Below are 22,855 nucleotides of genomic sequence, written 5' to 3'. Positions count from 1 at the left end.
GCGGCGGCGGCCTGCGCGGCGGCGTCGGGCGAATCGGCCCGCAGGCCGCTTAGCGCGGCCGCTTCGAGTTCGTTCGGAATCAGATAGTCGATGAGCGGCAGCCAGTCGGCCGGCAACGGTCCGGTGGCGGGCGCGGGATTGAGGATCACGATCTTGCCGAGCCGGCGCGCCGCGGCAAGGGCCGCGCGCACCGCCTGCGGCGGCGTTTCGAGCTGGCAGATCACGACGTCCGCGGCGGCGATGGCCGCTTCATGGCGCGCGATCGTCGCGGGCGTCACTTCGCCGTTGCTGCCCGCGACGATCACGATTGCGTTCTGGCTCGCGTCATCGACGGTAATCAGCGCAACGCCGCTCGCCTCGGCGCCGGTTTCGAGCGCGGTGCAATCGATCCCTTCCGCTTCGAGGCCGGCGCGCAACTGCGCGCCGTTCGCATCGGCGCCGAGGCAGCCGAGCATCGACACCCGCGCGCCGAGCCGCGCGGCCGCGACCGCCTGGTTGCCGCCCTTGCCGCCCGCCACCTGGGCGAACGTGCGGCCGGCGAGCGTCTCGCCCGGATGCGGCAGACGCGGCGCGCGCACCACGAGGTCCATGTTCAGACTGCCGACCACCGTCACGCGCGCAGCCGTTTGGTTGTGTGCCACTTGCCTGTCTCCGTTGTGCGCCGCGAGGCTGAACCGCTACCGGATGCCTGCCGCGGTGGCGATCTTATGCGTGCGTTGTCTTATTTATGTGCGTTGGTGCGTGGTTTTCTACGCGTGCGTTACTTTATGCAGGTGCCGCTTCATGCGTGCCAAGCGTCATAGGTGTACTTCTTCGTGCGGGCGCCGCCTCATGCGCATGGTCACTCATACGCACGGTCACGCCGCCTGATCGCGCCGGGCCTCGCCCGCCCACGCCGCGGTCGACTCCCGCACGATCAGGCGCGGCGACACCACGCGCCGCTTCGCCGGCGCGCGCGCGCCATTGCCCGACGAAGCCTCGGCGATCCGCTCGATCAAGGTCTGCGCGGCCATGTCGCCGAGCGCGCGCACCGACTGCCCGACCGTAGACAGCGACGGAAACGTAAAGCGCCCGAGCTCGATATCGTCGAAACCGATGATCGAACAGTCGCGCGGCACGCTGATATTGCGCTCGGCCGCGGCGCGCAGCGCGCCGATGCCCATCATGTCGTTGCCCGCGAAAATCGCCGTCGGCCTGACCGTCTCGAACAGTTGCGCGGCCGCGCGATGGCCGCCCGTGCCCGAAAAATCGCTTTCGACGATCGCGCCATCCGCAATCTCGATGCCGCGCTCGGTCATCGCGCGGATAAAGCCGTGCACGCGCATCGCGCTGACCGCCGTCTGCACCGGCCCCGTGATGCAGCCGATCCGCGCGTGGCCGAGTTCGAGCAGATGGCGCGTCGCGAGATAGGCGCCCTTTTCGTGGTCGATCTGCACGAGGTCCGCGTTGAGCCCCTCGATGTTGCGATCGACCACGACAAGCGGCTCGCGCGAGTCGGCGAGCGTCTGCGCGAGCACCGCGTCGTCGCCGGCCGACGCGACGATCAGCCCGTCGATGCGCTTTTCCTGCAGCACGCGCAGATAGTTGCGCTGCTTGGCGGGGTCGTCGTCGGAATTGCAGAAGAACACGCAGTAGCCGTTGCGCGCGCAGCCGTCCTCGATGCCGCGCGCGAGTTCCGCGAAATACGGGTTCGTGCTGTTCGGCACCACGAGTCCGATCGTCGCGGTGGCGCGCGCCTTCAGCGAGCGCGCCACCGCCGACGGCACATAGTGCAGTTGACGGATCGCGTGTTCGACTTTCGCGCGCACGTCGGCCGATACCGGGCGCGAGTTGTTCACCACATGCGATACCGTCGTGAACGACACGCCCGCCACAGCCGCTACATCCTTGATCGTCGCCATAACCTGTTGCTCTCCTGTCGATCGGAGTGCGCTTCGGCGCTGACTCCCATCCCATGCAGTTTCGTCGCGGTCGATCGGACCGTGTGCGGCTGGCTTGCCGCTCGCGGGCGGCACCGAGGGGTTGGCGGACAAGGTCGTGTCCGCGGCGCCGCCTTGCTCCGCACCTCACACCTCGCCCATCCTGCACGCCGCTCGTGCTTGTCGCCCCGTGTGTGGCCCGCCGCGGCGCGCCACGATCGATCGGCCATGACGCTTATCTCCGGATTTAACGGCAGCCCGGCGACTTTCTTGAGCATTTGCTGAATAAATGCGGAGCCGCTGGTTATGGAACCGCTTTCACTACGACTTTTTAGCCAATTTGTGACATTTTTTGCCACGTCATCCGGTACCGCTTGCGTCGCCTCGCCGGCGCCCGCGCTTTCTCGCGTCCTTCCTCGCGCCCTGTTCGTGCATGGCGAAGCGGCCGCGCATCCGTTGCGCGAGCGCCCTTGAACCGGGGCCGGCTACAGCCAGCCGGCCTTGCGAAAGCGCTGGAACAGCACGACGTCGATGACCAGCATGACGAGCAGAACGACCGGATAGCCGTACTTGAAATGGAGTTCGGGAATCCGCTCGAAGTTCATCCCGTAGATGCCCGCGATCATCGTCGGCACCGCGAACAGCGCCGCGAACGAGCCGAGCCGCTTGGTGATCTCGCTCTCCGCGAGCGAGATCATGCCGAGATTGACCTGCACCGCGGTCACGACGATTTCGCGGCGTCCCTCGATGGTCCGGACGATCCGTTCGAGGTGGTCGTAGACGTCGCGAAAATAGGCCTGCATGCCCGAGCACATGCTCGGAATGCGCCCGCCCGTCAGCTTGCCGAGCGCTTCCTGCAGCGGCACGATATGGTGCTGCAGGATCACGAGCCGGCGCTTCATCGAATAGAGGTCCTGCACGATCGCGCGCGAGGCGGCCGAATCGTTCTTGTCGAAGATGCGGTCTTCGAGCGCTTCGAGCTCGGTGCTCATCGCCTCGATGACCGGAAAATAACGATCGACCACGTCATCGACGAGCGCATACAGCACGAACGCCGAGCCTTCCTTGAGCAGATGCGGCTCGCGCTCGCAGCGCGCGCGCACGTTCTGGAAGCCGGTGCGCGTGCCGCGGCGCACCGACAGCACGTAGTTGCTGCCGACGAACACGTCGACTTCGCCGATCATCAGTTCGCCGTCGTCGTCGGTCTCGACCGTGTGCATCACGGCGAACAGCGAATCGCCGTACTCCTCGATCTTCGGACGCTGATGGCCGTTCTGGGCGTCCTCGATCGCGAGTTCGTGCAGATTGAACTCGTCTTTCATCATCGCGAGTTCGCCGGCGTCCGGGTCTTTCAGCGCGACCCAGACGAAGCACTCGGGACGCGCGACGTAGTCGCTGATGTTCTCGATCTCGATGTCGGCGAGTTTCCGGCCGTCCTGATAGGCGGCGCAATTGATCAGCATGTTCGGATTACCTTGAAAACGAAGTCCGCCTCGCGCTTCGCCTTGCCTCGCGCATCAGCGCTTCGCAAGGCGGTCGTCGCGGCCGGCATTAATTCAGATTGGGGACGCGCTCGCCATCCGCGCACGCGAGCGCATCGCGAAAGCGCGCGAACGCTCGCATGACTGCCCTGCATGATAGCAACGCACGACCATTCCGCCAGCCTGGCCGAACGGCCAGGGGCCGCGCCTCTTGCGTGGCGCGGCGTTCTTCTTCATGATCGACCTGAAGGTGGCCGCGTGCGGACGTTGCGGTGCGCGCCGTACCGTACTTCGGCGCATCCGCTGCGGGAAACCGGACGGAGTCGGACGCGGGCGAGGCCGCAACAACAAGCCCTGCGATTACGCGCCGCGCCCCGCCGCCCTCGTTTGCCGGCCTTTATGCCGCTTCATGCCGGCTTCATGCACGCGTCGCCGGACGCGTGTTCAAGGAGACTGCGATGTGGTATTTCACCTGGATTCTCGGCGTGGGCGTGGCCCTCGGTTTCGGCATCATCAACGTCATGTGGCTCGAGACCAACGGCAAGTTCGCGCGCGATCCGCAGCCCCCCGGTGAGGACGCCGCTGCATCGGGAGATTCGCCTTCGTGACGTCGCTGGTTTTCTTTTGCGGTCATGCGGGCACGGGCAAGACGACGCTCGCGAAAAAGCTGCTCGCGCCGTTGATGAAGGCGAGCGGCCAACCCTTCTGCCTGCTCGACAAGGACACGCTGTTCGGCGGCTACAGCGCGGCTGCGATGGCAATGCTGACCGGCGATCCGAACGACCGCGACAGCCCGCTTTTTCTGCAGCATCTGCGCGACCCCGAGTATCGCGGGCTCATCGACACCGCGCGCGACAATCTCGAACTTGGCATCAGCGCACTGGTGATCGGACCGCTGTCGCGCGAAGTACGCGAGCGCAAACTGTTCGATCACGCATGGCTCGGCGTCGCGCAAGACGTCGAGTTGCGTGTCGTCTGGGTTCACACGTCGGAAGACACGGCGCGGCAGCGGATCGTCGCACGCGCGAATCCGAACGACGCATACAAGCTCGCGCACTGGGACGAATACCGGCAACGGCGCTTCGTGCCGAGCGGCGCGGCTTGCGACGATCTGCTGATGTTCGACAACACCGCGCCGACGCAGGCGGATTACGATGCGCTGCTGGCGCGGCTCGTTGCCTGACGGGTGATGAACCAGGCAGATGACGAACCGCACGTGCGATAAAGTTTGCGCGGATGCGCTCAGGCTCCATGAGCGCGTCGCAGCCCGTGGGCTCGACCGCAACGCCCCTCGTCCCGACATATCAAAACCTTCAACCCTCGAACCGGCACGCCCTCAAACCGCGGCCGCCGCCCGCACCCTCGCCTCGAACGGCTGCCCCTCGTAGAGCTTCCCAAAACGATTCGCCAGGAATTCGCCGAGCGACACCTGCTCCTGGCGCACGAAGCCCTGGTGCGGCAGCCTGCGCTCGCGGAACAGATCGAGCACCGCGCACATCGCGCCGGCCGTCGTGATCTGGATCGCGCTCATCGGCACGCCGCCGACGGTCTTCGCGAAGACCTTGCGGGTGAACACCTCCTGCACGAGCTGACCGTCGCGCATGCCGCTCACCGTGATGAACACGAGCACGACGTCCTGCTCGGTCGCCGGCACCGCGCGCCGCATGATCGTCTTCAGCGTGTCGCGGTCGCTCGACAGACGCAGGTCTTCGAGCAGGAACTGCATCAGGTTGCGATGGCCCGGATAGCGCACCGACTTGTAATCGAGCGATTCGACGCGGCCCGCCAGCGTCTCGCACAGCGTGCCGAGACCGCCCGACGTGTTGAACGCTTCGTACTCGATGCCGTCGAGCGAAAAATGTTCGAGACCTTCGAGCGGCTGCACCCACAGCGTGCGGCTGTCGCGAATCGCTTCGCAGGGCTGGCAATACTCGTTGATGAGACCGTCGACGCTCCACGTCAGGTTGTACTTCAGCGCGTTGGTCGGGAATTCCGGCAGTGCGCCGACGCGCATTTTCACGTCGCGGATTTCCGTGAAGCGGTTCGCGAGTTCGTGCGCGGCAATACCGATGAAACCCGGCGCGAGACCGCATTGCGGCATGAACGCATGTCCGGCGTCTTCGGCGAGCGCACGGATCGCGTGGGTCGCGCGCACGTCCTCGGTCAGGTCGAAATAGTGCACGCCCGCGCCCTTTGCCGCCGACGCGACGTTGACCGCGAGGTAGTACGGCAGCGCGTTGACGAGCACGTCGAAGCCCTGGATCGCGGCGCGCAGCGTGGCGGCATCGGCGGAATCGACGCGGCGCGTCGGGATGCCCTGGACGGCGAGCTTATCGAGCGCGTGCTGATCGCGGTCGAATGCGACGACGTCGTAGTCGCCGGTCTCCCGCAACAGCTGGGCAATCGTGTGACCGATCAGACCCGCGCCAACAATCGCTACTTTCATGTGCTTCTCCTTGTTATCCGTGTGCCGTCTCCGAGCCAGGCAGGCGCGCCGCGCATGGCACGCGGCGCCCGCGGGCCGAACCCTTCAAGGACAGTGTAGGAAGAAGCGAGAACAGTTCATATGCGCAAAATGCTGCGCTATGACCATAAAGTTCGACGTTATGACGAAGCCGTCAGACGATCTGTCGAAAAATCATTAAAAAGTTGTTAACGTGAATGGTCGATTGAGCCGACTCATACCGTGCCTCGGTCGATCTTGCGCGCGAGAATGATCGACGTCGTCGTGCGTTCGACGCCTTCGAGACCGCCGATCTGATCGAGCAGATCGTTGAGCCGCTCGGGCGAATCGGCGCGCAGCCACGCGACGTAATCGAACTCGCCGCTCACGGCGCACAGCAACTGCACCTCGGGCATTTTCGCGAGGCGCTTCTGCACGGCCGGCCCGTACTTCGGCGCGATGATGATGCCGACATACGCGACGATGCTCGAATCGAGCACGTCCTGACCGAGCCGCACGCTATAGCCGGCGATCACGTTGCTGCGTTCGAGCCGCGCGATGCGCGCGATCACGGTCGTGCGCGCGATGCCGAGCTGGCGCGCGAGACTGGCGACGCTTTCGCGGGCGTTGGCTTGCAGCAGGGCAACGAGGCTGCGGTCGAGGTCGTCGAGCTGGTCGAGGCGCGGTGGTCTCATCGAAGGAAAGGAAAGTGGGTCGGCGGTATGGCGGATTATCGCGCGTCCCGGCAAGAGGCTGGACAACGGTGTGCGAAATCGGCTGTGGACAGCCCCGCAGCCCATTTCCCTTTCGTTTCGGTTGTAAGCGTTTGTCGCACTGGAAACGTATTGTAGGCATATCGTGTTACTAATAGCGGTGACGGGCGGATGCGGCAGCCGGTCGCCGTGCGCCGCTATTCGCCATGGGTGCGCGACGGTTCGCCGCCGCGTGCCTTGTCCCAATACGAACCGACATCAGGAGTTTCGATGAAAAAAGCACTGGTTATGCTGGCTACGGCCGTTTCGATGGGCGGCGCGTTCGCCCAGGCTTCCGCGCCCGCGGCGACCCCGCAGAGCGCCGCCTCGGCCCCGGCGGCCAAGGCCGGCTACGCACGCAACGTCGAAGACCGCATCGCCTATCTGCACTCGCAACTGAAGATCACATCGGCACAGGAAACGCAATGGAAGGCATTCGCCGACGTGATGCGCGACAACGGCGAGACGATGGGCCAGCTGTTCCAGCAGCGCAAGGCCGCGGCGAACGTGAGCGCGCTCGACGACATGAAGCAGTACGCGCAGATCGCCCAGGCGCATGCGGACGGCATGAAGAAGCTCGTCGACGCGTTCGACCCGCTCTATAGCAGCATGTCGCCGGAGCAGAAGAAGCTCGCCGACGCGACGTTCCATCGCGGCGGCCCGGAAGGCGGCGCTCACCATCGCGGCGGCCATCACGGCAAGGGCAAGGCCGGCAAGGCGGCGGCGGAACCGGCAAGCGACGCGGCGGCGAAGCAGTAAGGCATCGACGCTTGCGCGGCGAGGTTCGCCGCGCAAGCGGGCCACGGTCTCCGGTCTTCGATCTCCGGTCGGTCCGCTTTGCGGCGTCATGTCGGCGTCGTGGCTTTGGCCTTGTAACGTTGGCCTCATCACTTCGCGCCGATCGGCGTTTTTGCGCGGGACGTCCGCCTGCGCGCGCAGGCGGTAAGCCCGTGCATACCTTCGTCCTTGTGTGCGCCTGCTTGTACGTCGGCTGCTCTCGCCCGCTCTCTTTTCACCGCCGGAAACAAGGCGCGTCTCATCTCAAAACAGCCCGGCCCGCAAACGCATCTGGCATGATTCGGGTGCTCGGCGTGCGGCGGTATCCGCTACAACCGTGGGCTTCAGTTTTCGACGCAAAACGGCAACGCACCACGGCCGTTCCGCGCTCTAATCTCAACTATCCATCCGCTTCATGACCGAACTCAGGAATCTCGATCTGCGTGACGATCCGCACGCCCAACGCGTCGTCAAGGACGAAACGGTCGGCGTCGAATTCGCCGCAGTCGAAGGCCAGTTAATGAGCCTCGAAGGCCCGAATCGCTACGCGCGCGGCGACGCGTTGATCACCGGCTCGACCGGCGACCGCTGGGTCGTGTCGCGCGAACGCTTCGACGCCAAATACGTGCCCGCCGACCCGGCCCTCGCGCACGGCGAGCCCGGCGCCTATCGCAATCGCCCGGCCGTCGTGCTGGCCCGGCAGATGAACGAAGCTTTCTCGCTGGCCCGCTCCGCCGCTGGCGGCGACGTGCTGCACGGCGCCGCCGGCGACTGGGTCATGCAATATGCGCCCGGCGACTACGGCGTCGTGCAGGCCGCGCGCTTCGCGAAGGTGTATCGGCTCGCGGATTGAGCCGCGAATCGAGTCACAAACTGAGCCGCGAATTGAACCGCAAGTCGAATCGCGAATCGAGCGCATCCCAGTTGCGCCGTTCCGGCTGCCCCCCGGATCGACCCCGAACCGTTTTAGCACCGCAGCGAGCGACGCGCGTCAGGCGAATTCGTCGCCGAGATCCACCGTGACGTCGCTCGGCACGGCTTCGCCGTTCGCATACATCTCTTCGAGCGAGCCGAGGCTCGCCTCGACATACGCCCGCAACACCGCGAAGCTGCGTCCGCGCAACCGGGCCGGCAACGCGCGATAACGCGCGAGCGCGGCCGGCGCGATCACCACCGTCATCTCGATACGGCGCGCGGTCGAGCCGAAGCGCATCGCCACCCAGTGGATCGCCAGCGTGGGCGTGCCGTCGTCGGATGCGCGCTGGATGAACTGCGTCTGCTCGGGAAAGAGATCGCTGATGACGCGCGCCAGCTCCTCGAACTCGGGATTCGCGCAGTCGTATTGGTAAGCTTCCATGAAGGCCGCCGCAAAATCGGGATACTGGAAAAAGGTAGGCGCATTTTAGAGAAAGGCACGGTCGATAGCGAGGCGCTCACGGCTATCGTTTGCCCACTGCCCGCCCTTCTACCCGCCATCCGGCGCCCATCGGTCCGATGCGGCGCGTGGCGCAGCGAGGGCTCGACAGATTATCGCGCCACTCGCAGCCACCCCGCCGCCCTCTCCGTCAATGCGCCCTTGCCTCACCCGCTTCCGGCCGCCGATACCGGCGCACCAGCACCCCGACCACGATCACCGCCAGCACCGCATACACGGCGTCCACTACTGCGAGCGGCACGAGCCGCGCCTGGAACAGCGCGGCGGGCACGTCGATCAGCGCATGCAGCACGATCGCGAGCGGCAGGATGCCGCGCCAGCCCGCCTGCATGCCGCGCCACATCAGCACCGACAGGCCGATCTGAAACACCAGCGCGGCCGCGCGTTCGATCGCGAAGACACCGGCCATCTGCGGCGTGAGGCTCGCCAGAATCAGATGGATGCGCATCACCGCTTCGTCCGGCAGGTCGCCCAGGTAGCCGCTGAGCTGGCCGCGATTTTCGAGGATCGCAAACAGCATCCACTGGAATTGCACGAGCACGCCGACCATCCACGCTTCCGCCCCGCCGTGGCCGAGGCCGTAGCTGAGCGCGGCGCCATCGTCCGCGCGCAAGGCGGCCGTGCGTGCGCTGGCTTGCGCGCCCGCGCGAATCTTGAGGTCGGCTTTGGCATCGGGACGGCCTTCGCCCGCCGCAACCCGGGGCGTGCCAGCGGCCGCTTTCGCCATCGCGCGCCTGACGAGAAAGCGCATGCCGACAAACCGCCCGACTTCCTCGCAGATGCCCGCGGCCAGCGCGCCGTACACGACAAAAGCCAGCGGATGCGAGAGAAACGCGGCAGTCGTCTGGTTGCCGCGCAGCAGGTAGTCGTGCAAGGCGCGCTCGATCACCATCGCGAACAAGGCGAACACAGCGACGCCGGCGATCGCGTCGCGCGGTTTCAGCGCAAGCGGCTTGCGCAACTGCCGGTAGATCAGGAACGGCAACGCGGCGATAACGAGCGTGGCGAGCACGAGGCTCGCGAGAGTAAGTGGTGCGACGACCATGAATTTCCTTGCGATGACCGGCGCGCACCCGCTGCGCGCCGCAGCCCGAATGATCGCAGATCAGCGCGAAGTCGACGCGCGCACGATCAGTTCGCCCGGCAGCAGACAGTCGCGCGCGCCGGTTTGCGCGCCCTCGATGCGCTCGTGCAGAAACTCGACCGCGCGATAGCCGATTTCATAGGTCGGCTGACGAATCGTCGTGACGCCGGCGAGCTCGGCCCAGTCGGGGTCGTCGATGGAGAGAAGCGCGACGCGGCTTTGCCAGTGCGCGCCGTACCGCGCCTTCAGATGCAGGGCGAGACAGAGTGCGACCGGCGCGTTGGCCGCGAATAGCGCGATGCGGGTGGTTGCGTGCGCGTTATTCGCGATGTGCTGGCCGCTCACGCTGCCGGTTCCGGTCCCGCTCATGCTGCCGGTGTCGCTATCGACGCTGCGGCCGAGGTCACCGCCGCTCACCGCCTCGATCGCGCGATCCAGTTCCGCGAGGCTGCGCTCGACCTCGGCCGCATCCGCGAGATTCAACACCAGCGTATGGCCGTGCGCCTGGTTCTGCGCATGCAGCGCGGCGCCGAACGCCTCCACGCGCAGATGCCGCGAGCTGACCTGTTCGAACGGCTGCACGACGAACCAGATGTGCTCGAAACCCTGTTCGAGCAGATGCCGCGTGCCGAGTTCGGCCGCGGCGCGATTGTCGAGCCCGACCATATCGGCGACGAGTCCTTCCACCTGCCGATCGACGAGCACGGCCGGAATCCCGCCCTCGCCGACGGGCCGCAGCGTTTCCTCGCGCACGCCGAGGGCATTGACGATCACGCCTTCCACGCGATAGGTCGTGAGCAGTTGCAGGTAGCGCCGCTCCATCTCCACTTCGTTGGCCGCGTGGCAAATCAGCGGCATCAGGCCGAGCGCGTGGCAAGCCGCCTCGACACCTTGCAGCACTTCGACCGAATAGGGATTGGTCAGGTCGGCGACCAGCATACCGATCAGCCGGTTGCGTCCGCGCTTGAGCCCGCGCGCCATCTGGTTCGGCTGATAGTCGAGCCGCTCGATCGCCGCTTCGATGCGCGCGCGCAGCTCGGGCGACAGCACGTTCATCTCGCCGTTCAGATAGCGCGAGATGCTGGTCTTGCCGGTGCCGGCTTCGCGCGCGACGTCGGTGATCGTCGCGCGGCGCGGCGTGGCGGATGGCGTGCTCATCGGCTTACAGGTTCATCGTTCATATCGGTTGGCGGGCTCGGCGCGCGCTTCGGCATCGATCTCGCGCGCGACCGTCCCTACTTCGCCAGCACCGCGCGATTGACGATGTTCTTCGTCAACGTGCCGTCGAGCGCGGCCACGAGATTACGCGCCGCATCGAGCGCCATCGCATGGCGGGTCTCGTGCGTCGCCGAACCGATGTGCGGCAGCGCCACCACATTCGGCAACGTCAGCAGCGGCGAATCGGCCGGCACCGGTTCGGTGTCGAACACGTCGAGCCCCGCGCCGTGGATCGTGCCGTTTTGCAGCGCCTCGATCAGCGCGGCTTCGTCGACGGTCGCGCCGCGCGACGCGTTGATCAGGATCGCGCTCTTCTTCATCGCACGCAGCTCGTTCGCGCCGATCAGATGCCGCGTTTGCGGCGTGAGCGGCACCTGCAGACAGACGAAGTCGGACTCGGCGAGCAGTTCGGCCAACTCCACGCGCCGCGCGCCATAGGCCTGTTCGGCCTCGCGATTCGCGCTGCGGTTCGTGTAGAGCACCGTCATGTTGAAGCCGAGCGCCGCGCGCCGCGCGACCGCGCCGCCGATCCGCCCGAGCCCCACGATGCCGAGCGTCTTGCCCTGCACGTCGAGCCCGAACTGCGCGGAACCGATGCTCGCGCGCCACTGCCCCGCCTTGACCCACTCGGCGAGTTCGACGACGCGCCGCGCAGACGCGAGAATCAGCGCGAACACGGTGTCGGCGGTCGATTCGGTCAGCACGTCCGGCGTATGCGCGAGCACGATGCCGCGGCGCGTGAGGTCGTCGACGTCGAACTGGTCGAAGCCGACCGAGATCGTCGAGAGCGCCTTCAGGCGGCTCGCGCCGTCGAGCATCGCCGGCGTGATCTGCACGCTCGCACCGATGCCGCCGTCGGCGTCGCGCAGCGCGGCGACGAACGCGTCATGCCGTGACGGATCGACCTGCACGACCTGCGCATGCTGTTGCAGATACGCGAGCACGTCTTCGGGTAAGGCCTTCCAGGCGACGATCTTCTTCATCAGCTTATTTTCCTTGCGACGGTGGAGCGAGCGGAGTCGCGTCGTTCGACGGCGGCCGGCTTGACGGCGAGCGTCAGGATCACCGCGGCGACGAGCGCCACGCTCATGAATGCATACGAGGCAGCGGGCGTGCCGGTCGCGCCGTTCAGATAGCCGACCACGTACGAGCCGACGAACGAACCGAGCGCGCCCATGCTGTTGATGAGCGCCATCGCGCCGCCCGCGACGTTCCTCGGCAGCAATTCCGGCACGATCGCGAAGAACGGGCCGTACGGCGCGTACATCGCGGCGCCCGCGATCACGAGCAGCGCATACGAGACCCAGAAGTGCGACGAGCCGAGCCCGTACGACGCCGCGAACGCGATGGCGCCGACCAGCAGGAACGGCCACACGAACACCTTGCGGCGGTTGAGTTTATCCGATGCCCACGAAGCCGCAAGCATCGCGATCGTCGCGGCCAGATACGGCAGCGCCGACAGCCAGCCGGTCTCGACCATGCCGAGCGACGAGCCGTTCTTGAGGATCGACGGCAGCCACAGCACGAAGCCGTACACGCCGATGCTCCAGCAGAAATACTGCGCGCACAGCTTGACGACGGCCGGCGTGCGAAACGCCTCGCCGTAGTTGCGCACCGGCTTGATCGCGGCCTGCTCGGCACGCAGCATCTGCGCGAGCGCGTCCTTTTCCTCCTGCGTGAGCCACGACACCTGCTCGGGCTTGTCCTTGACGAGGAACCACCAGCAGACCGCCCAGACGACCGCGGGTACGCCCTCGGCGATGAACATCTGGCGCCAGCCGAACGAATGCACGAGATAGCCCGACACGACCGACATCCACAGCACCGTGACCGGATTGCCGAGAATCAGGAACGTGTTGGCGCGCGAGCGCTCGCTCTTCGTGAACCAGTTGCTGATGAAGATCAGCATCGCCGGCATCACGGCGGCTTCGACGACGCCGAGCACGAAGCGGATCACCATCAGCGACGGGATGTTGCTGACCATGCCGGTCAACGCCGCGCAGCCGCCCCACAGCACGAGGCTCCAGAACACGAGCTTCTTGACGCTGCGGCGCTCGGCGTAGATCGCGCCCGGAATCTGGAAGAAGAAGTAGCCGAGAAAGAACAGCGCGCCGATCAGGGACGCGAGGCCCTTGCCGATGCCGAGATCGTCGTTGATGCCGGCCGCCGACGCAAAGCCGAAGTTCGCGCGATCGAGATAGGCGAGGCTGTAGGTGATGAATACGATCGGCATGATCGTCCACCAGCGGCGAATCGCGAGTGATGAGGTCATGGGTGTCTCCTTGTACGGCTTCCCTAAACGATGATGAAAAAGCGTGGCGCGCGGTACGTGCTGTTGTTGTGGTCGAGTTGGCGCGAGGGTGCGCGGACGCTGGTGCTGTTGCTGCTGTCGTTGCTATTGCTGCTGTTGCTGCCGCCGCTCGCGATGCGTTCCACCGATACGTTCGGGGCACATACGGGGCACATACCGCTCAGATTCGAGTGACGTTCACTTCGCATGACACGTGGCTTCAGGTCATTTCAGGCCAGGCCCGATTCCGCCTTACGCCGCATTCGCGACGCGCGCCCCGTCGGCCAGTTCGAGCGCGTCGAGCTCGGCCCGACTCGGCAAACCCTCGGAATCGCCGATCACCCGAATCGCCAGCGCGCCGATCCGGTTGCCGCGCGCGACCGCCTGCGGCAGCGTCCGGCCTTCGAGCAGCGCGCTGATGACGCCGACCGCGAAGCCGTCGCCCGCGCCGACCGTATCGACGACCTTCGCGACCGGCTGGCCCGCGATCACGGCGGCCTCGCTCGCGGTGCGGTAGTACGCGCCCTGCGCGCCGAGCTTGACGATCACGCCGCGCGCACCGCGCTCCAGATAGAACTTCGCGATGTCCTCGGGCTGCGTATAGCCGGTCAGAATCTCGCCCTCGCCGATGCCGGGCAGCACCCAGTCGGCCAGCGCGGCCAGCGCGTTGAGCCCGTCGACCATTGCCTCTCGCGAGGGCCACAGCGTCGGGCGCAGATTCGGATCGAACGAGATCGTCCTGCCCACCGCACGCATTTCGCGAGCCAGATGGAACGCGAGTTCGCGCGAACTCGCCGAGATCGCCGGCGCGACGCCGGTCAGGTGCAAGTGGCGCGCGCCGAGCACGTAATCGGCGACGTAGTCGTCGAGCGACAGATGGCTCGCCGCCGAGCCCTTGCGGAAATACTCGACCGCCGGGTCGCTGCCGTCGTCGTTGCGTGACTTCAGCTGGAAGGCGGTCGGATAGCGCGCGTCGGTGCTCACGCAGCGCTGATCGATGCCCTCTTTGGTCAGCGTGTCGCGCACGTACTGGCCGAACGAATCGTCGCCGACGCGGCTCATCCAGCCCACCTTGAAGCCGAGTCGCGCGAGGCCGGTCGCGACATTCAGATCGGCCCCGGCGATGCGCTTCGCGAACTGCCCGACGCCCGCGAGCGGACCGGTTTCGGTGGCGACGAACATCGCCATGGCTTCGCCGTAGGTGATGACGTCGAGGGCGGGATGGGGGTGGGTCATGCTGGGCTCCTGGGTGGTGCGGGTGCGGGGTACTCGGTGTTGCGTTGCTGTGGAGTTATGCGTCGTGGCCTGTTGCCTAAACGCTCGCGAGCCATTCGACGTAACGCGCGGCGTCCGTCCCGATCCGGCTCACGTCGAACGGAAACTCGATGCCGCGCGGCACATGGCGCGGCAAGCGGTCAAGCACGGCACGGAACTGCGCGTCGCCCTCGGCCGGCGCCGCCGGAAAGCGCCGCGCACCCTCGCCGGCCGCTGTTTTGCAATGGATGTATTCGACATATGGCGCGAGCCGCTCGGCCACGTCGAGCGGCGCGACATCGAGCCACGCCCAGTTGCCGATATCGAAGGTCATGCCGAGCCGACCCGCATGGCCTTCGCGCGCGAGCGCGTCGAACAGTCCGACGAACTGCGCGGGCGAACCGCCTTCGGCCAGTTGCCCGTTTTCGACGACGAGCCTCGGCTGCGCGCCCCGCGCCTGCTGCTTCGCCCGCATCAGTTGCGCGGCGATGGCCGAGCCCTCGGCATCATGGATAAAGCCGCCCAATTGCAGCTTGACGAAGCGCGCGCCGAGTGCCGTGGCTTCGTCGAGCGCGAGACGCAGCGCCTCGGCATCGAACCGGCCAGCGGACGTGTACAGCGAAGCGGGCGTGGAAAACACCGACCACAGGCCCAGCTCCGCGAGCGCGGCGCCAAGCGCGCGCAGTTGCCCGGGAACCGCGTCCGCGTCGCTCGCGAACAGTTCGCGGCGCACTTCGAAACCCGCCGCACCCGCCTGCCGCGCCACGCGCGCCCATTTCAGATGACCGCCCGCCCGCACCGCGTCCATGCCGAACGCGCTTGCGACGATCACGATCTCCATTGCATCAGACATGTCGAATCCGCTCAATTCCGCTTGGAAACTGTGATTTGGAACCGGTTCCAAAAGCATTTCGAAAAAAAGCGCCGAGGCGCTTGCGATGCTCGAATAGTGCGCGGGACCACCGCTGCGCACCATAGAGGAAATCCCCAGGCTGAGCAGGCACGAGAGCATGCGAACCGCGCCAGACACGATTCCGTGATTCGCAACTGCTCGCACAGTGCGCATCGAGCCAATCGGGCTCCTGGCCGCCACACAAATCCTGCCAACTGCAACTCAACCGCCCCCTTCCGCGAGACACAGCGCCAGAAACTGCTCGACCACGCGCGACGGCGCATTCGCATGCGGCACCAGAATCGACAGCCGGCGCGTCAGCGGCTCGGGACTCAGCGACAGCAGACGCAGCGCGCCATTCTCATGCCGCATCGACATCGCCGAGACGAAGCCCACGCCCATGCCGGCCCGCACCGCCTCTTTCACGCCCTCGACGCCGGCGATTTCGAGCGCCACGCGCATCGGCACGCCCGCGCGCGCGAACTCGCGCTCGACCGTCTGCCGCACACCCGAGCCCGTCTCGCGTAGCACCAGCGGCCAGGCGCCGAACGCCGCGAGCCCGATGCGCCCGCCGCTCGCCTGCTGCGCGAGCGGATGCGAGTTCGGCATGATCGCGACGATCTCGTCCTCGCGCCATGCATGCACGGCCGTGCCGGGCGGCAGATCGTCGCCGACCGGCCCTTCGACCATCGCGATATCGACCGCGCCGAGCGCGCCGACAATCTCGGTCGTGTTGCCGTCGGCGGCATGCACGGTCACCTCCGGGTAGCGCTGATGAAACTCGGCGATCAGATACGGCAGCAGATAACTGGCCGGCGTCGTGCTCGCGCCGATCCGCAGCGTGCCCTGTTCGAGCCCGCGCAGCGCGTCGCGATACGCATGCGCCTGGCGCCAGGTGTCGCGCAGCCGTGCCGCATAGCTCGCCAGTTGCTCGCCGGCCGGCGTCAGGCGCACGCCGCGGCCGTCACGCTGATACAGCGGCTCGCCGAATTCGTCCTGCAACTGCCGCAGCTGGCCCGACACCGCCGGCTGCGACAGATGCAGCGCCACCGCCGCCCGGCTGATGTTGCGATGCTCGGCGACGGCGGCGAAAGTTATAAGCTGATCCGGGGTCATCCTGACTAAGTATCTGCTGTACCGATACTTCACATTCTAAATCATGATTTTTTATATCGATATATCTAATTTAGGATTAGCCCCGTTGCAATCAGCCAGCCAAGCCGGATACCGAGGCGCTCACCATGTCCACCCCAACCGTACCGCTCACCGCCGTCACCGCCGCGCATTCGACCCGCGGCCAGCTCAACGGCGTGCTGTTCGTCGCGCTGTTCGCGGCCGCCGTCACGCGCATCGCGGCGATCCCGGCGATTGCCGGGCTGGGCCTGAGCCCGCTGATCGTCGGCATCGTCGCGGGCGCGCTCTACGGCAACGCGCTGCGCGACGGCATGCCGGCCAGCTGGGCGGCCGGCGTCAACTTCTCGGCGCGCAAGCTGCTGCGCATCGCGGTCGCGTTCTTCGGCCTGCGCGTGAGCCTGCAGGAAATCGCCCAGGTCGGCCTGCCGGGGCTCGCGCAGTCGGTGCTGATCGTCGTCAGCACGCTCGCGATCGGCACGTGGGCCGGCATGAAGATCATGAAGCTCGACCGCGACACGGCGCTGCTGACCGCCGCCGGCAGCGCGATCTGCGGCGCGGCCGCCGTGCTCGCCTTCGAATCGACGCTGCAATCGAAGCCGCACAAGAGCGCGATGGCGGTAGGCAGCGTCGTGCTGTTCGGCACGCTGTCGATGTTTCTCTACCCGATCCTGTTCAAGGCCGGCTGGCTGCATCTCGATACGGTCGGCGCGGGCCTCTTCTTCGGCGGCACGATCCACGAGGTCGCGCAGGTGGTCGGCGCGGCCAGCAACGTGAGCCCCGAAGCGACCCACATCGCGACGATCGTGAAAATGACCCGCGTGATGCTGCTGGTGCCGGTGCTGCTCGTGGTCGGTTTGTGGGTGAACCGCGCGGCGCGCGGCACGCAGGACGGCACCGCGAGCGGCAACCTCAACGGCAATACCAATAGCACGTCGCGCAAGCTCGCCATCCCCTGGTTCGCGCTCGGCTTCCTCGCCTGCGTCGTGCTCAATTCGCTACACGTGCTGCCGGAGAACGCGACGTCGACGCTGAACCTGCTCGACACCTTCGCGCTGACGATGGCCATGACCGCGCTCGGCATCGAAACCCGCCTCTCGCAGATTCGCGAAGCCGGCCCGCGAGCGCTGAGCACCGGCCTGATCCTGTACGTGTGGCTGATCGCGGGCGGACTGGGAATCACATGGACCGTCCAGTACCTGTTCCGCTAGGCCGCTCCCGCCTTGACGCCAACCCCGCCGCGCGCGGGGTTTTGCGCATTCTGGCGCCCCATTCGGCGCGTTCGCGCGGCATACTCGTTGCTGCGAACTTTGCTCATGCAACCCGCCCGCGCGCGCTGTTCCGGCAGCGCGTGCGGGCAACCGGAATGAGGATCGATCGATGAGCCTGGAACTCTATTACTGGGACGGCCTGCAGGGCCGCGGCGAATTCGTGCGGCTCGCCCTCGAGGAAGCCGGCGTGGCCTACGTCGAAGTCGCGCGCGGCAAGCCTTCGCAGGGCCTCGGCACCGAGGCGATGATGGCGCTGCTGGCGAGCCCCGACGAGCCGTATCCGCCGTTCGCGCCGCCGTTCCTGAAAGACGGCGATCTCGTCATCTCGCAGACCACCAATATCCTGCTCTATCTCGGCCCGCGCCTGAATCTCGCGCCGGCGGCCGAAAGCCTGCGCTATGTCGCGAACGGCCTGCAACTGACGATCGCCGACGTCGTGACCGAAGCGCACGACACGCATCACCCGCTCTCGAGCTCGCTCTACTACGAAGACCAGAAAGACGCCGCGAAAGCGCGCGCGCACGACCTCATCGACCACCGCCTGCCGAAGTTCATGGCGTACTTCGAGCGCGTGCTGAAGCAGAACCCGGCCGGCGAGCGCTTCATGGTCGGCGATACGTTCAGCTACGTCGATCTGTCGATGTTCCAGCTGATCGACGGTCTGCTGTACGCGTTTCCGCGCGCGCTGAAGCGCTTCGGCGAGCACTATCCGCGGCTCGCCGCGCTGCACGACATGGTGATGGCGCGGCCGAACATCGCCGCGTATCTGAACTCGGACAGGCGCATCGAGCACAACGAAGCCTGCGTCTTCCGGCACTACCCGGAACTCGACAAGGCGGCGCCTTGATCCACGCCGCCGATACCCGCCCATCCGCGACAGCGCGCCCGCCATCGAAGGCGGGCGCGCTGCTGTTGTGGTGCGCCTTCCTCAACCCTGTCTCACGCCCCGTACCGTCGACGTGCTTTCATTCCTGCTGAAGCTGCGCACCCGCGCCCAACGCCTGTTCCGTCTCTCCGATGCCCACACGATGCTGGTCTGGTCGGTCGTGGTCGGCATCGCCGGCGCGTTTGCCACCATCGTGTTTCGCAAGGGCATCGAGCTGCTGCAATTCGCGATGGCCGGGCGCGTCGGCAGTTTCGTCGACATGGCGCGCAGCCTGCCGTGGACCATGCGCATCGGGCTGCCGGCCGCGGGCGGCCTGATCGCCGGCCTGCTTCTGCTGGTCGCGCAGCGTCATGCCGACAAATGCGCGCACACCGACTACATGGAAGCGGTCGCGATCGGCGACGGCGTCGTGCCGGTCCGGCTGAGCCTGTGGCGCAGCGTGTCGTCGCTGTTCACGATTTCGAGCGGCGGCTCGATCGGCCGCGAAGGTCCGATGGTGCAACTGGCCGCGCTCGGCGCCTCGCTGATCGGCCGCTGGGTCCACTTCGATCCGCCGCGGCTGCGCCTTCTGGTGGCCTGTGGCGCGGCGGCCGGTATCACGTCCGCGTACAGCGCGCCGATCGCGGGCGCGTTTTTCGTCACCGAGATCGTGCTCGGCTCGATCGCGATGGAGAGCTTCGGGCCGGTCGTGGTCGCGGCCGTCGTCGCGAACATCACGATGCGCGAATTCGCCGGCTACAAGCCGCCGTACGAAATGCCGGTGTTTCCGACCGTGACCGGCGTGGAAGTGCTGCTCTTCGTCGCGCTCGGTGCGCTGTGCGGAGCGGCCGCGCCGCAATTCCTGCGGCTGCTCGACGCGTCGAAGGCGAGCTTTCGCAAGCTGCCGGTGCCGCTACCGCTGCGGCTTGCGCTCGGCGGCCTGATCGTCGGCATCATTTCGACCTGGGAGCCCGAGGTATGGGGCAACGGCTACAGCGTCGTGAACTCGATCCTGCACTCGCCGTGGACCTGGAGCGCGCTCGTCGTCGTGCTGGTCTGCAAGCTCGCGGCGACCGCGGCGACCGCGGGCTCCGGCGCGGTCGGCGGGGTCTTCACGCCGACGCTGTTCGTCGGCGCGGCAGTCGGCTCGCTGTTCGGCCAGGGCATGCACGAATTGTGGCCGCACGCGACCTCGGCCGCCTATGCGTATGCGATGGTCGGCATGGGTGCCTTCCTCGCCGGCGCGACCCAGGCGCCCTTGATGGCGATCCTGATGATCTTCGAGATGACCTTGAGCTACCAGGTCGTGCTGCCGCTGATGGTGTCGTGCGTGGTCGCGTATTTCATCTCGCGCGCGATCGGCAAGACCTCGATGTACGAGATCACGCTGCGCCGCAATCGCGAGGAACAGGAGCGCACGCGCCTGCGCGCGACGCAGATGCGCGAGCTGATCCGTCCCGCGCAGACGGTCGTGCCGCCGAACGCGACCGTGCACGACATGACCCGCGTGTTTCTCGAATATCCGGTCAAGTATCTGTACGTCGCCAATGAGTCGGGCGCGTTTCTCGGCGTGGTCGCGCTGAAGGACATCACGTCCGATCTGCTCGATAAACGCGATACGTCGGCGAAGACCGCCGCCGATTATCTGCAGCCGCATTTCGACGTGCTCACGCCGGACATGTCGCTCGGCGTCGCGCTGCAGCACTTCATGGCGTTCCAGGGCGAGCGGCTGCCGGTGGTCGAGAGTACCGCGCATCCGACGCTCGCGGGTGTGGTCTACAAGACATCGCTGCTCGACGCGTACTTCCGCATGAATCCGTCGCGCTAGGCGGTGCTGCCGCATTCGTGCCATCATCTGAAATCTACAATGCGGTTTTGTCACGAATGTGCGCGCATGGCAGGATTTGCCATCTAAGATGGTAAATGAGCATCGGCCGTGCATCGCCACGCCGCCTGTAGCTTGCGCCTTCCTTTCGACGCGGGAACGGCACGGGGTTTGCTCAACTGTCAGCGCCGCATGAGCTTAGGAGGTCGGGCGATGAAAACCTCGACACTGTTGACCATGGTGACGCTGTCCGCCTCGTGCTTTGCCGCCCCGGTTCGCACCGCCCCGGACAGCGCGGATTCCACCACGCTCGCGCAACGCGCGAACGCCGCGCCGGTCGCGCCGCCTGCCCCCGGCGTATCGAGCACCGACGACCGTCCGCAGCAATGGGAACATATCGCGCTGCCGAAATCGCGCCACCTGGAGCGCAGCCTCACCGGGCAGAACGAGCATCTGCAAACCTGAGTCCGGACTCGACGACGTATCCGGCGCGAGCGGCTGAATAGTTTTACGATGAAAGCTGGGGCGCATGGTGCCCGGATGCGCTCGCGGCCCCCTGGCAACGCCATCGGGCTCTCCGCAGAAGACGCCGCGGCCATAACAACAGCAAGCACAGGAGCATGCGCATGACTGCCTCGGACATCCCCGGCGAATCGATCGATTTGCAGATCGCAGATCTTCTCAGCGAAGTCCGCTTTCCGACCAATAAGGACGCGCTCGTCGACGCCGCGCGCGAAGCCGGCGCGAGCAACGAAGTGCTGGCGATGCTCGACGGCATGCCGGAGCAGGACTACGTGGATATTGCGTCGGTCACGCGACTGATCAGCGGCAACTATGGTCCGGGGCTAGGGGCTTAGGCGCGGCGGCCGCGCTGGCCGTGCATGCGGCCAGGTCTTCCTGGCCGCCATAAGCAGAACGCCACGATCAATCAGGCGGCAATCAGAACTGCGGCGCCGCCACCCGCGCACGCGATGCACGCGGTACGCGGCGCGCCGGTTCGTCTGCTTCGTGCAATGCGTCCGGCAGTTCGGGCGTGTCGAAATCGTCGGCCTCCGTCATGCCGAACACCGGCTCCGCGATGGACGGCGCGAACGCCGCACCGCGCGAATCGCGCGTGAGGCCGCTACCGGGCTGGAAATGATCGACCAGGTGGTCGATGAAGGTGCGCACCTTCGCCGGCAGATGCAGACGGCTCGGGTAGGCAATCGTGATTTCGATCGGCGGCAGACTGTAATCGTCGAGCAGACGCACGAGGCGCCCCGCCGCCAGATCGCGCCCGATCAGATAGCTCGGCAGGATCGCCACGCCCATGCCCAGCAAGGCGAACTGCCGCAGCATTTCGGTATTGTTCGCGGCGATCGCGTTGACGGGCCGCACCCGCACTTCGCCGTCCGGCCCCTTGAACACGCGCTCCTCGCCGCCGCCCTGCTCGGCCGGCCGGCTCAGACACGAATGCTGCAGCAGATGCTCGGGGCGCGTTGGCGTGTCATGCTGCGCGAGATAAGCCGGCGTTGCGCAGACCGTCATGTAGCCGGTCGTCAAACGCCGCGTGACGATGCTCGCGCTGCGCATGTGTCGCGCGACCAGAATGCCGACGTCGAAGCCCTCTTCGACCAGATCGACGTTGCGGTCGGCGAGCGTGACATCGGGCAGGACGTCCGGATAGCGCGCCGCGTACGACTGCACGACCGGCGCGAGACTATGCAGCCCAAACACGACCGGCGCGACGATGCGCAGCGTGCCGACGGGCTCGTGATTGCGCGCCACCACCATCTGCTCGACGCCTTCGAGGTCCGCGAGAATATGGCGCACGCGCTCCAGATAGGTCGCGCCGGACTCGGTCAGCGACAGACGACGCGTGGTGCGGTTAAGCAGGCGCGTACCGAGCCGCGCTTCGAGATCCGCCACGTGCCGCGTGACCACTGCGGTCGACAGATCGAGTGCGCCTGCCGCGCCGACGAAACTGCCGAGATCTGCCACCTTGACGAACACGCGCATCGACTGCAGTTGATTCATGGGACGACTCCTGCCTCGGTAAAGCCGGGCCGGCGCGAGCTTGCCGCCTGTCGACCCGTGCGCCAGGAGCGCGCGCGGGTTTGCCCGATGAACCGATTGTATCGATCGGATCATGTCCCAACCCTGACCTGGACATGACATTCCCGTCAGGTTCGATGCGGCTTGACTGCCGCACCACTATTTTTGAGTCTATTATGGGTTT

General features: G+C 66.4%; 24 protein-coding genes. 10 read left to right on the top strand and 14 right to left on the bottom strand.

All coding sequences use genetic code 11. From position 1 onward, the window contains the following. The 3 genes from GXB81_RS20445 to corA all read right to left on the bottom strand — a co-directional run. Window positions 1-641: ribokinase (locus tag GXB81_RS20445; protein ID WP_205990189.1), on the bottom strand; the 641-nt coding region annotated here is incomplete at its 3' end. 216 nt (window positions 642-857) lie between these two features. Then, on the bottom strand, window positions 858-1,901 hold the full coding sequence (locus tag GXB81_RS20440; protein ID WP_167045948.1) for a LacI family DNA-binding transcriptional regulator: 1,044 nt from the start codon (window positions 1,899-1,901) through the stop codon (window positions 858-860). A 503-nt stretch (window positions 1,902-2,404) separates the two neighbouring features. Beyond that, window positions 2,405-3,382, bottom strand: a complete 978-nt coding sequence (gene corA, locus GXB81_RS20435; protein ID WP_167045951.1) for a magnesium/cobalt transporter CorA — start codon at window positions 3,380-3,382, stop codon at window positions 2,405-2,407. Window positions 3,383-3,858: 476 nt separating this feature from the next. On the opposite strand from corA, the gene cydX reads away from it, so the two are divergent. Then, window positions 3,859-4,008, top strand: coding sequence for a cytochrome bd-I oxidase subunit CydX (cydX, locus tag GXB81_RS20430; RefSeq protein WP_167045954.1), 150 nt, complete (start codon window positions 3,859-3,861; stop codon window positions 4,006-4,008). Then, window positions 4,005-4,583, top strand: coding sequence for an ATP-binding protein (locus GXB81_RS20425; RefSeq protein WP_167045957.1), 579 nt, complete (start codon window positions 4,005-4,007; stop codon window positions 4,581-4,583). The genes cydX and GXB81_RS20425 overlap by 4 nt, the downstream gene beginning before the upstream one ends. Window positions 4,584-4,736: 153 nt before the next feature. Here the strand turns inward: GXB81_RS20425 and GXB81_RS20420 are convergent, their stop codons facing one another. Then, window positions 4,737-5,846 (bottom strand): saccharopine dehydrogenase NADP-binding domain-containing protein, encoded by a 1,110-nt coding sequence (locus GXB81_RS20420; RefSeq protein WP_205990188.1) that lies wholly within the window; start codon window positions 5,844-5,846, stop codon window positions 4,737-4,739. Between the two features lie 233 nt (window positions 5,847-6,079). Beyond that, on the bottom strand, window positions 6,080-6,538 hold the full coding sequence (locus tag GXB81_RS20415) for an Lrp/AsnC family transcriptional regulator (RefSeq protein ID WP_167045963.1): 459 nt from the start codon (window positions 6,536-6,538) through the stop codon (window positions 6,080-6,082). A 288-nt stretch (window positions 6,539-6,826) separates the two neighbouring features. Here GXB81_RS20415 and GXB81_RS20410 point away from each other — a divergent pair, with 288 nt between their 5' ends. Further along, the gene (locus tag GXB81_RS20410; protein WP_167045966.1) at window positions 6,827-7,354 is read left to right on the top strand and encodes a Spy/CpxP family protein refolding chaperone; all 528 of its coding nucleotides are present in this window, start codon (window positions 6,827-6,829) and stop codon (window positions 7,352-7,354) included. Between the two features lie 433 nt (window positions 7,355-7,787). Further along, window positions 7,788-8,225 carry a PGDYG domain-containing protein gene (locus GXB81_RS20405; RefSeq protein WP_167284025.1) on the top strand — a complete coding sequence of 146 codons (438 nt, stop codon included), beginning with the start codon at window positions 7,788-7,790 and terminating at the stop codon, window positions 8,223-8,225. A 138-nt stretch (window positions 8,226-8,363) separates the two neighbouring features. Here GXB81_RS20405 and GXB81_RS20400 read toward each other — a convergent pair whose 3' ends face one another. The 5 genes from GXB81_RS20400 to GXB81_RS20380 form a co-directional block, all read right to left on the bottom strand. Continuing rightward, window positions 8,364-8,729, bottom strand: a complete 366-nt coding sequence (locus GXB81_RS20400; RefSeq protein WP_205990187.1) for a DUF3022 domain-containing protein — start codon at window positions 8,727-8,729, stop codon at window positions 8,364-8,366. Between the two features lie 208 nt (window positions 8,730-8,937). After that, complete coding sequence (locus tag GXB81_RS20395; RefSeq protein WP_205990186.1) at window positions 8,938-9,852, bottom strand: YhfC family intramembrane metalloprotease; 915 nt, start codon at window positions 9,850-9,852, stop codon at window positions 8,938-8,940. Between the two features lie 60 nt (window positions 9,853-9,912). Further along, entirely contained in the window at window positions 9,913-11,049 is a 1,137-nt protein-coding gene (locus tag GXB81_RS20390; protein ID WP_205990185.1) for a LacI family DNA-binding transcriptional regulator, read from the bottom strand. Between the two features lie 77 nt (window positions 11,050-11,126). After that, window positions 11,127-12,092 carry a D-glycerate dehydrogenase gene (locus tag GXB81_RS20385; protein ID WP_167045981.1) on the bottom strand — a complete coding sequence of 322 codons (966 nt, stop codon included), beginning with the start codon at window positions 12,090-12,092 and terminating at the stop codon, window positions 11,127-11,129. Then, complete coding sequence (locus GXB81_RS20380; protein ID WP_205990184.1) at window positions 12,092-13,381, bottom strand: MFS transporter; 1,290 nt, start codon at window positions 13,379-13,381, stop codon at window positions 12,092-12,094. Before GXB81_RS20380 ends, GXB81_RS20385 begins: the two co-directional genes overlap by 1 nt. Before the next feature lie 30 nt (window positions 13,382-13,411). Between GXB81_RS20380 and GXB81_RS20375 the strand changes: the two genes are divergently transcribed. Continuing rightward, window positions 13,412-13,594, top strand: coding sequence for a hypothetical protein (locus tag GXB81_RS20375; protein WP_205990183.1), 183 nt, complete (start codon window positions 13,412-13,414; stop codon window positions 13,592-13,594). 57 nt (window positions 13,595-13,651) lie between these two features. Here the strand turns inward: GXB81_RS20375 and GXB81_RS20370 are convergent, their stop codons facing one another. From GXB81_RS20370 to GXB81_RS20360, 3 genes are all read right to left on the bottom strand, one after another. Next, window positions 13,652-14,635 (bottom strand): sugar kinase, encoded by a 984-nt coding sequence (locus GXB81_RS20370; RefSeq protein ID WP_205990182.1) that lies wholly within the window; start codon window positions 14,633-14,635, stop codon window positions 13,652-13,654. 76 nt (window positions 14,636-14,711) lie between these two features. Further along, window positions 14,712-15,506: a TIM barrel protein gene (locus GXB81_RS20365; protein WP_167284031.1), complete on the bottom strand. Its 795-nt coding sequence runs from the start codon at window positions 15,504-15,506 to the stop codon at window positions 14,712-14,714. A gap of 261 nt (window positions 15,507-15,767) precedes the next feature. Further along, window positions 15,768-16,661 carry a LysR family transcriptional regulator gene (locus GXB81_RS20360; RefSeq protein ID WP_167284032.1) on the bottom strand — a complete coding sequence of 298 codons (894 nt, stop codon included), beginning with the start codon at window positions 16,659-16,661 and terminating at the stop codon, window positions 15,768-15,770. Window positions 16,662-16,786: 125 nt separating this feature from the next. Here GXB81_RS20360 and GXB81_RS20355 point away from each other — a divergent pair, with 125 nt between their 5' ends. The 5 genes from GXB81_RS20355 to GXB81_RS20335 all read left to right on the top strand — a co-directional run bounded on the left by GXB81_RS20355 (window position 16,787) and on the right by GXB81_RS20335 (window position 21,494). Next, window positions 16,787-17,887: a YeiH family protein gene (locus GXB81_RS20355; RefSeq protein WP_167284033.1), complete on the top strand. Its 1,101-nt coding sequence runs from the start codon at window positions 16,787-16,789 to the stop codon at window positions 17,885-17,887. A 169-nt stretch (window positions 17,888-18,056) separates the two neighbouring features. Next, window positions 18,057-18,794 (top strand): glutathione S-transferase, encoded by a 738-nt coding sequence (locus GXB81_RS20350; protein WP_205990181.1) that lies wholly within the window; start codon window positions 18,057-18,059, stop codon window positions 18,792-18,794. A gap of 112 nt (window positions 18,795-18,906) precedes the next feature. Then, entirely contained in the window at window positions 18,907-20,640 is a 1,734-nt protein-coding gene (locus GXB81_RS20345) for a ClcB-like voltage-gated chloride channel protein (protein WP_167046003.1), read from the top strand. A 210-nt stretch (window positions 20,641-20,850) separates the two neighbouring features. Next, window positions 20,851-21,102 carry a hypothetical protein gene (locus tag GXB81_RS20340; RefSeq protein WP_167046006.1) on the top strand — a complete coding sequence of 84 codons (252 nt, stop codon included), beginning with the start codon at window positions 20,851-20,853 and terminating at the stop codon, window positions 21,100-21,102. Window positions 21,103-21,263: 161 nt separating this feature from the next. Then, window positions 21,264-21,494, top strand: a complete 231-nt coding sequence (locus tag GXB81_RS20335; protein ID WP_167046009.1) for a DUF2795 domain-containing protein — start codon at window positions 21,264-21,266, stop codon at window positions 21,492-21,494. A gap of 82 nt (window positions 21,495-21,576) precedes the next feature. Here GXB81_RS20335 and GXB81_RS20330 read toward each other — a convergent pair whose 3' ends face one another. Beyond that, window positions 21,577-22,653 (bottom strand): LysR family transcriptional regulator, encoded by a 1,077-nt coding sequence (locus GXB81_RS20330; protein ID WP_205990180.1) that lies wholly within the window; start codon window positions 22,651-22,653, stop codon window positions 21,577-21,579. Window positions 22,654-22,855 lie beyond the last annotated feature (202 nt).

It is taken from the genome of Paraburkholderia sp. Ac-20336, assembly GCF_017105025.1.
Taxonomy (GTDB): Bacteria; Pseudomonadota; Gammaproteobacteria; order Burkholderiales; family Burkholderiaceae; genus Paraburkholderia.
Note: the sequence above shows the minus strand (reverse complement) of the source record. Positions and strands in the feature narration are given on the sequence as shown.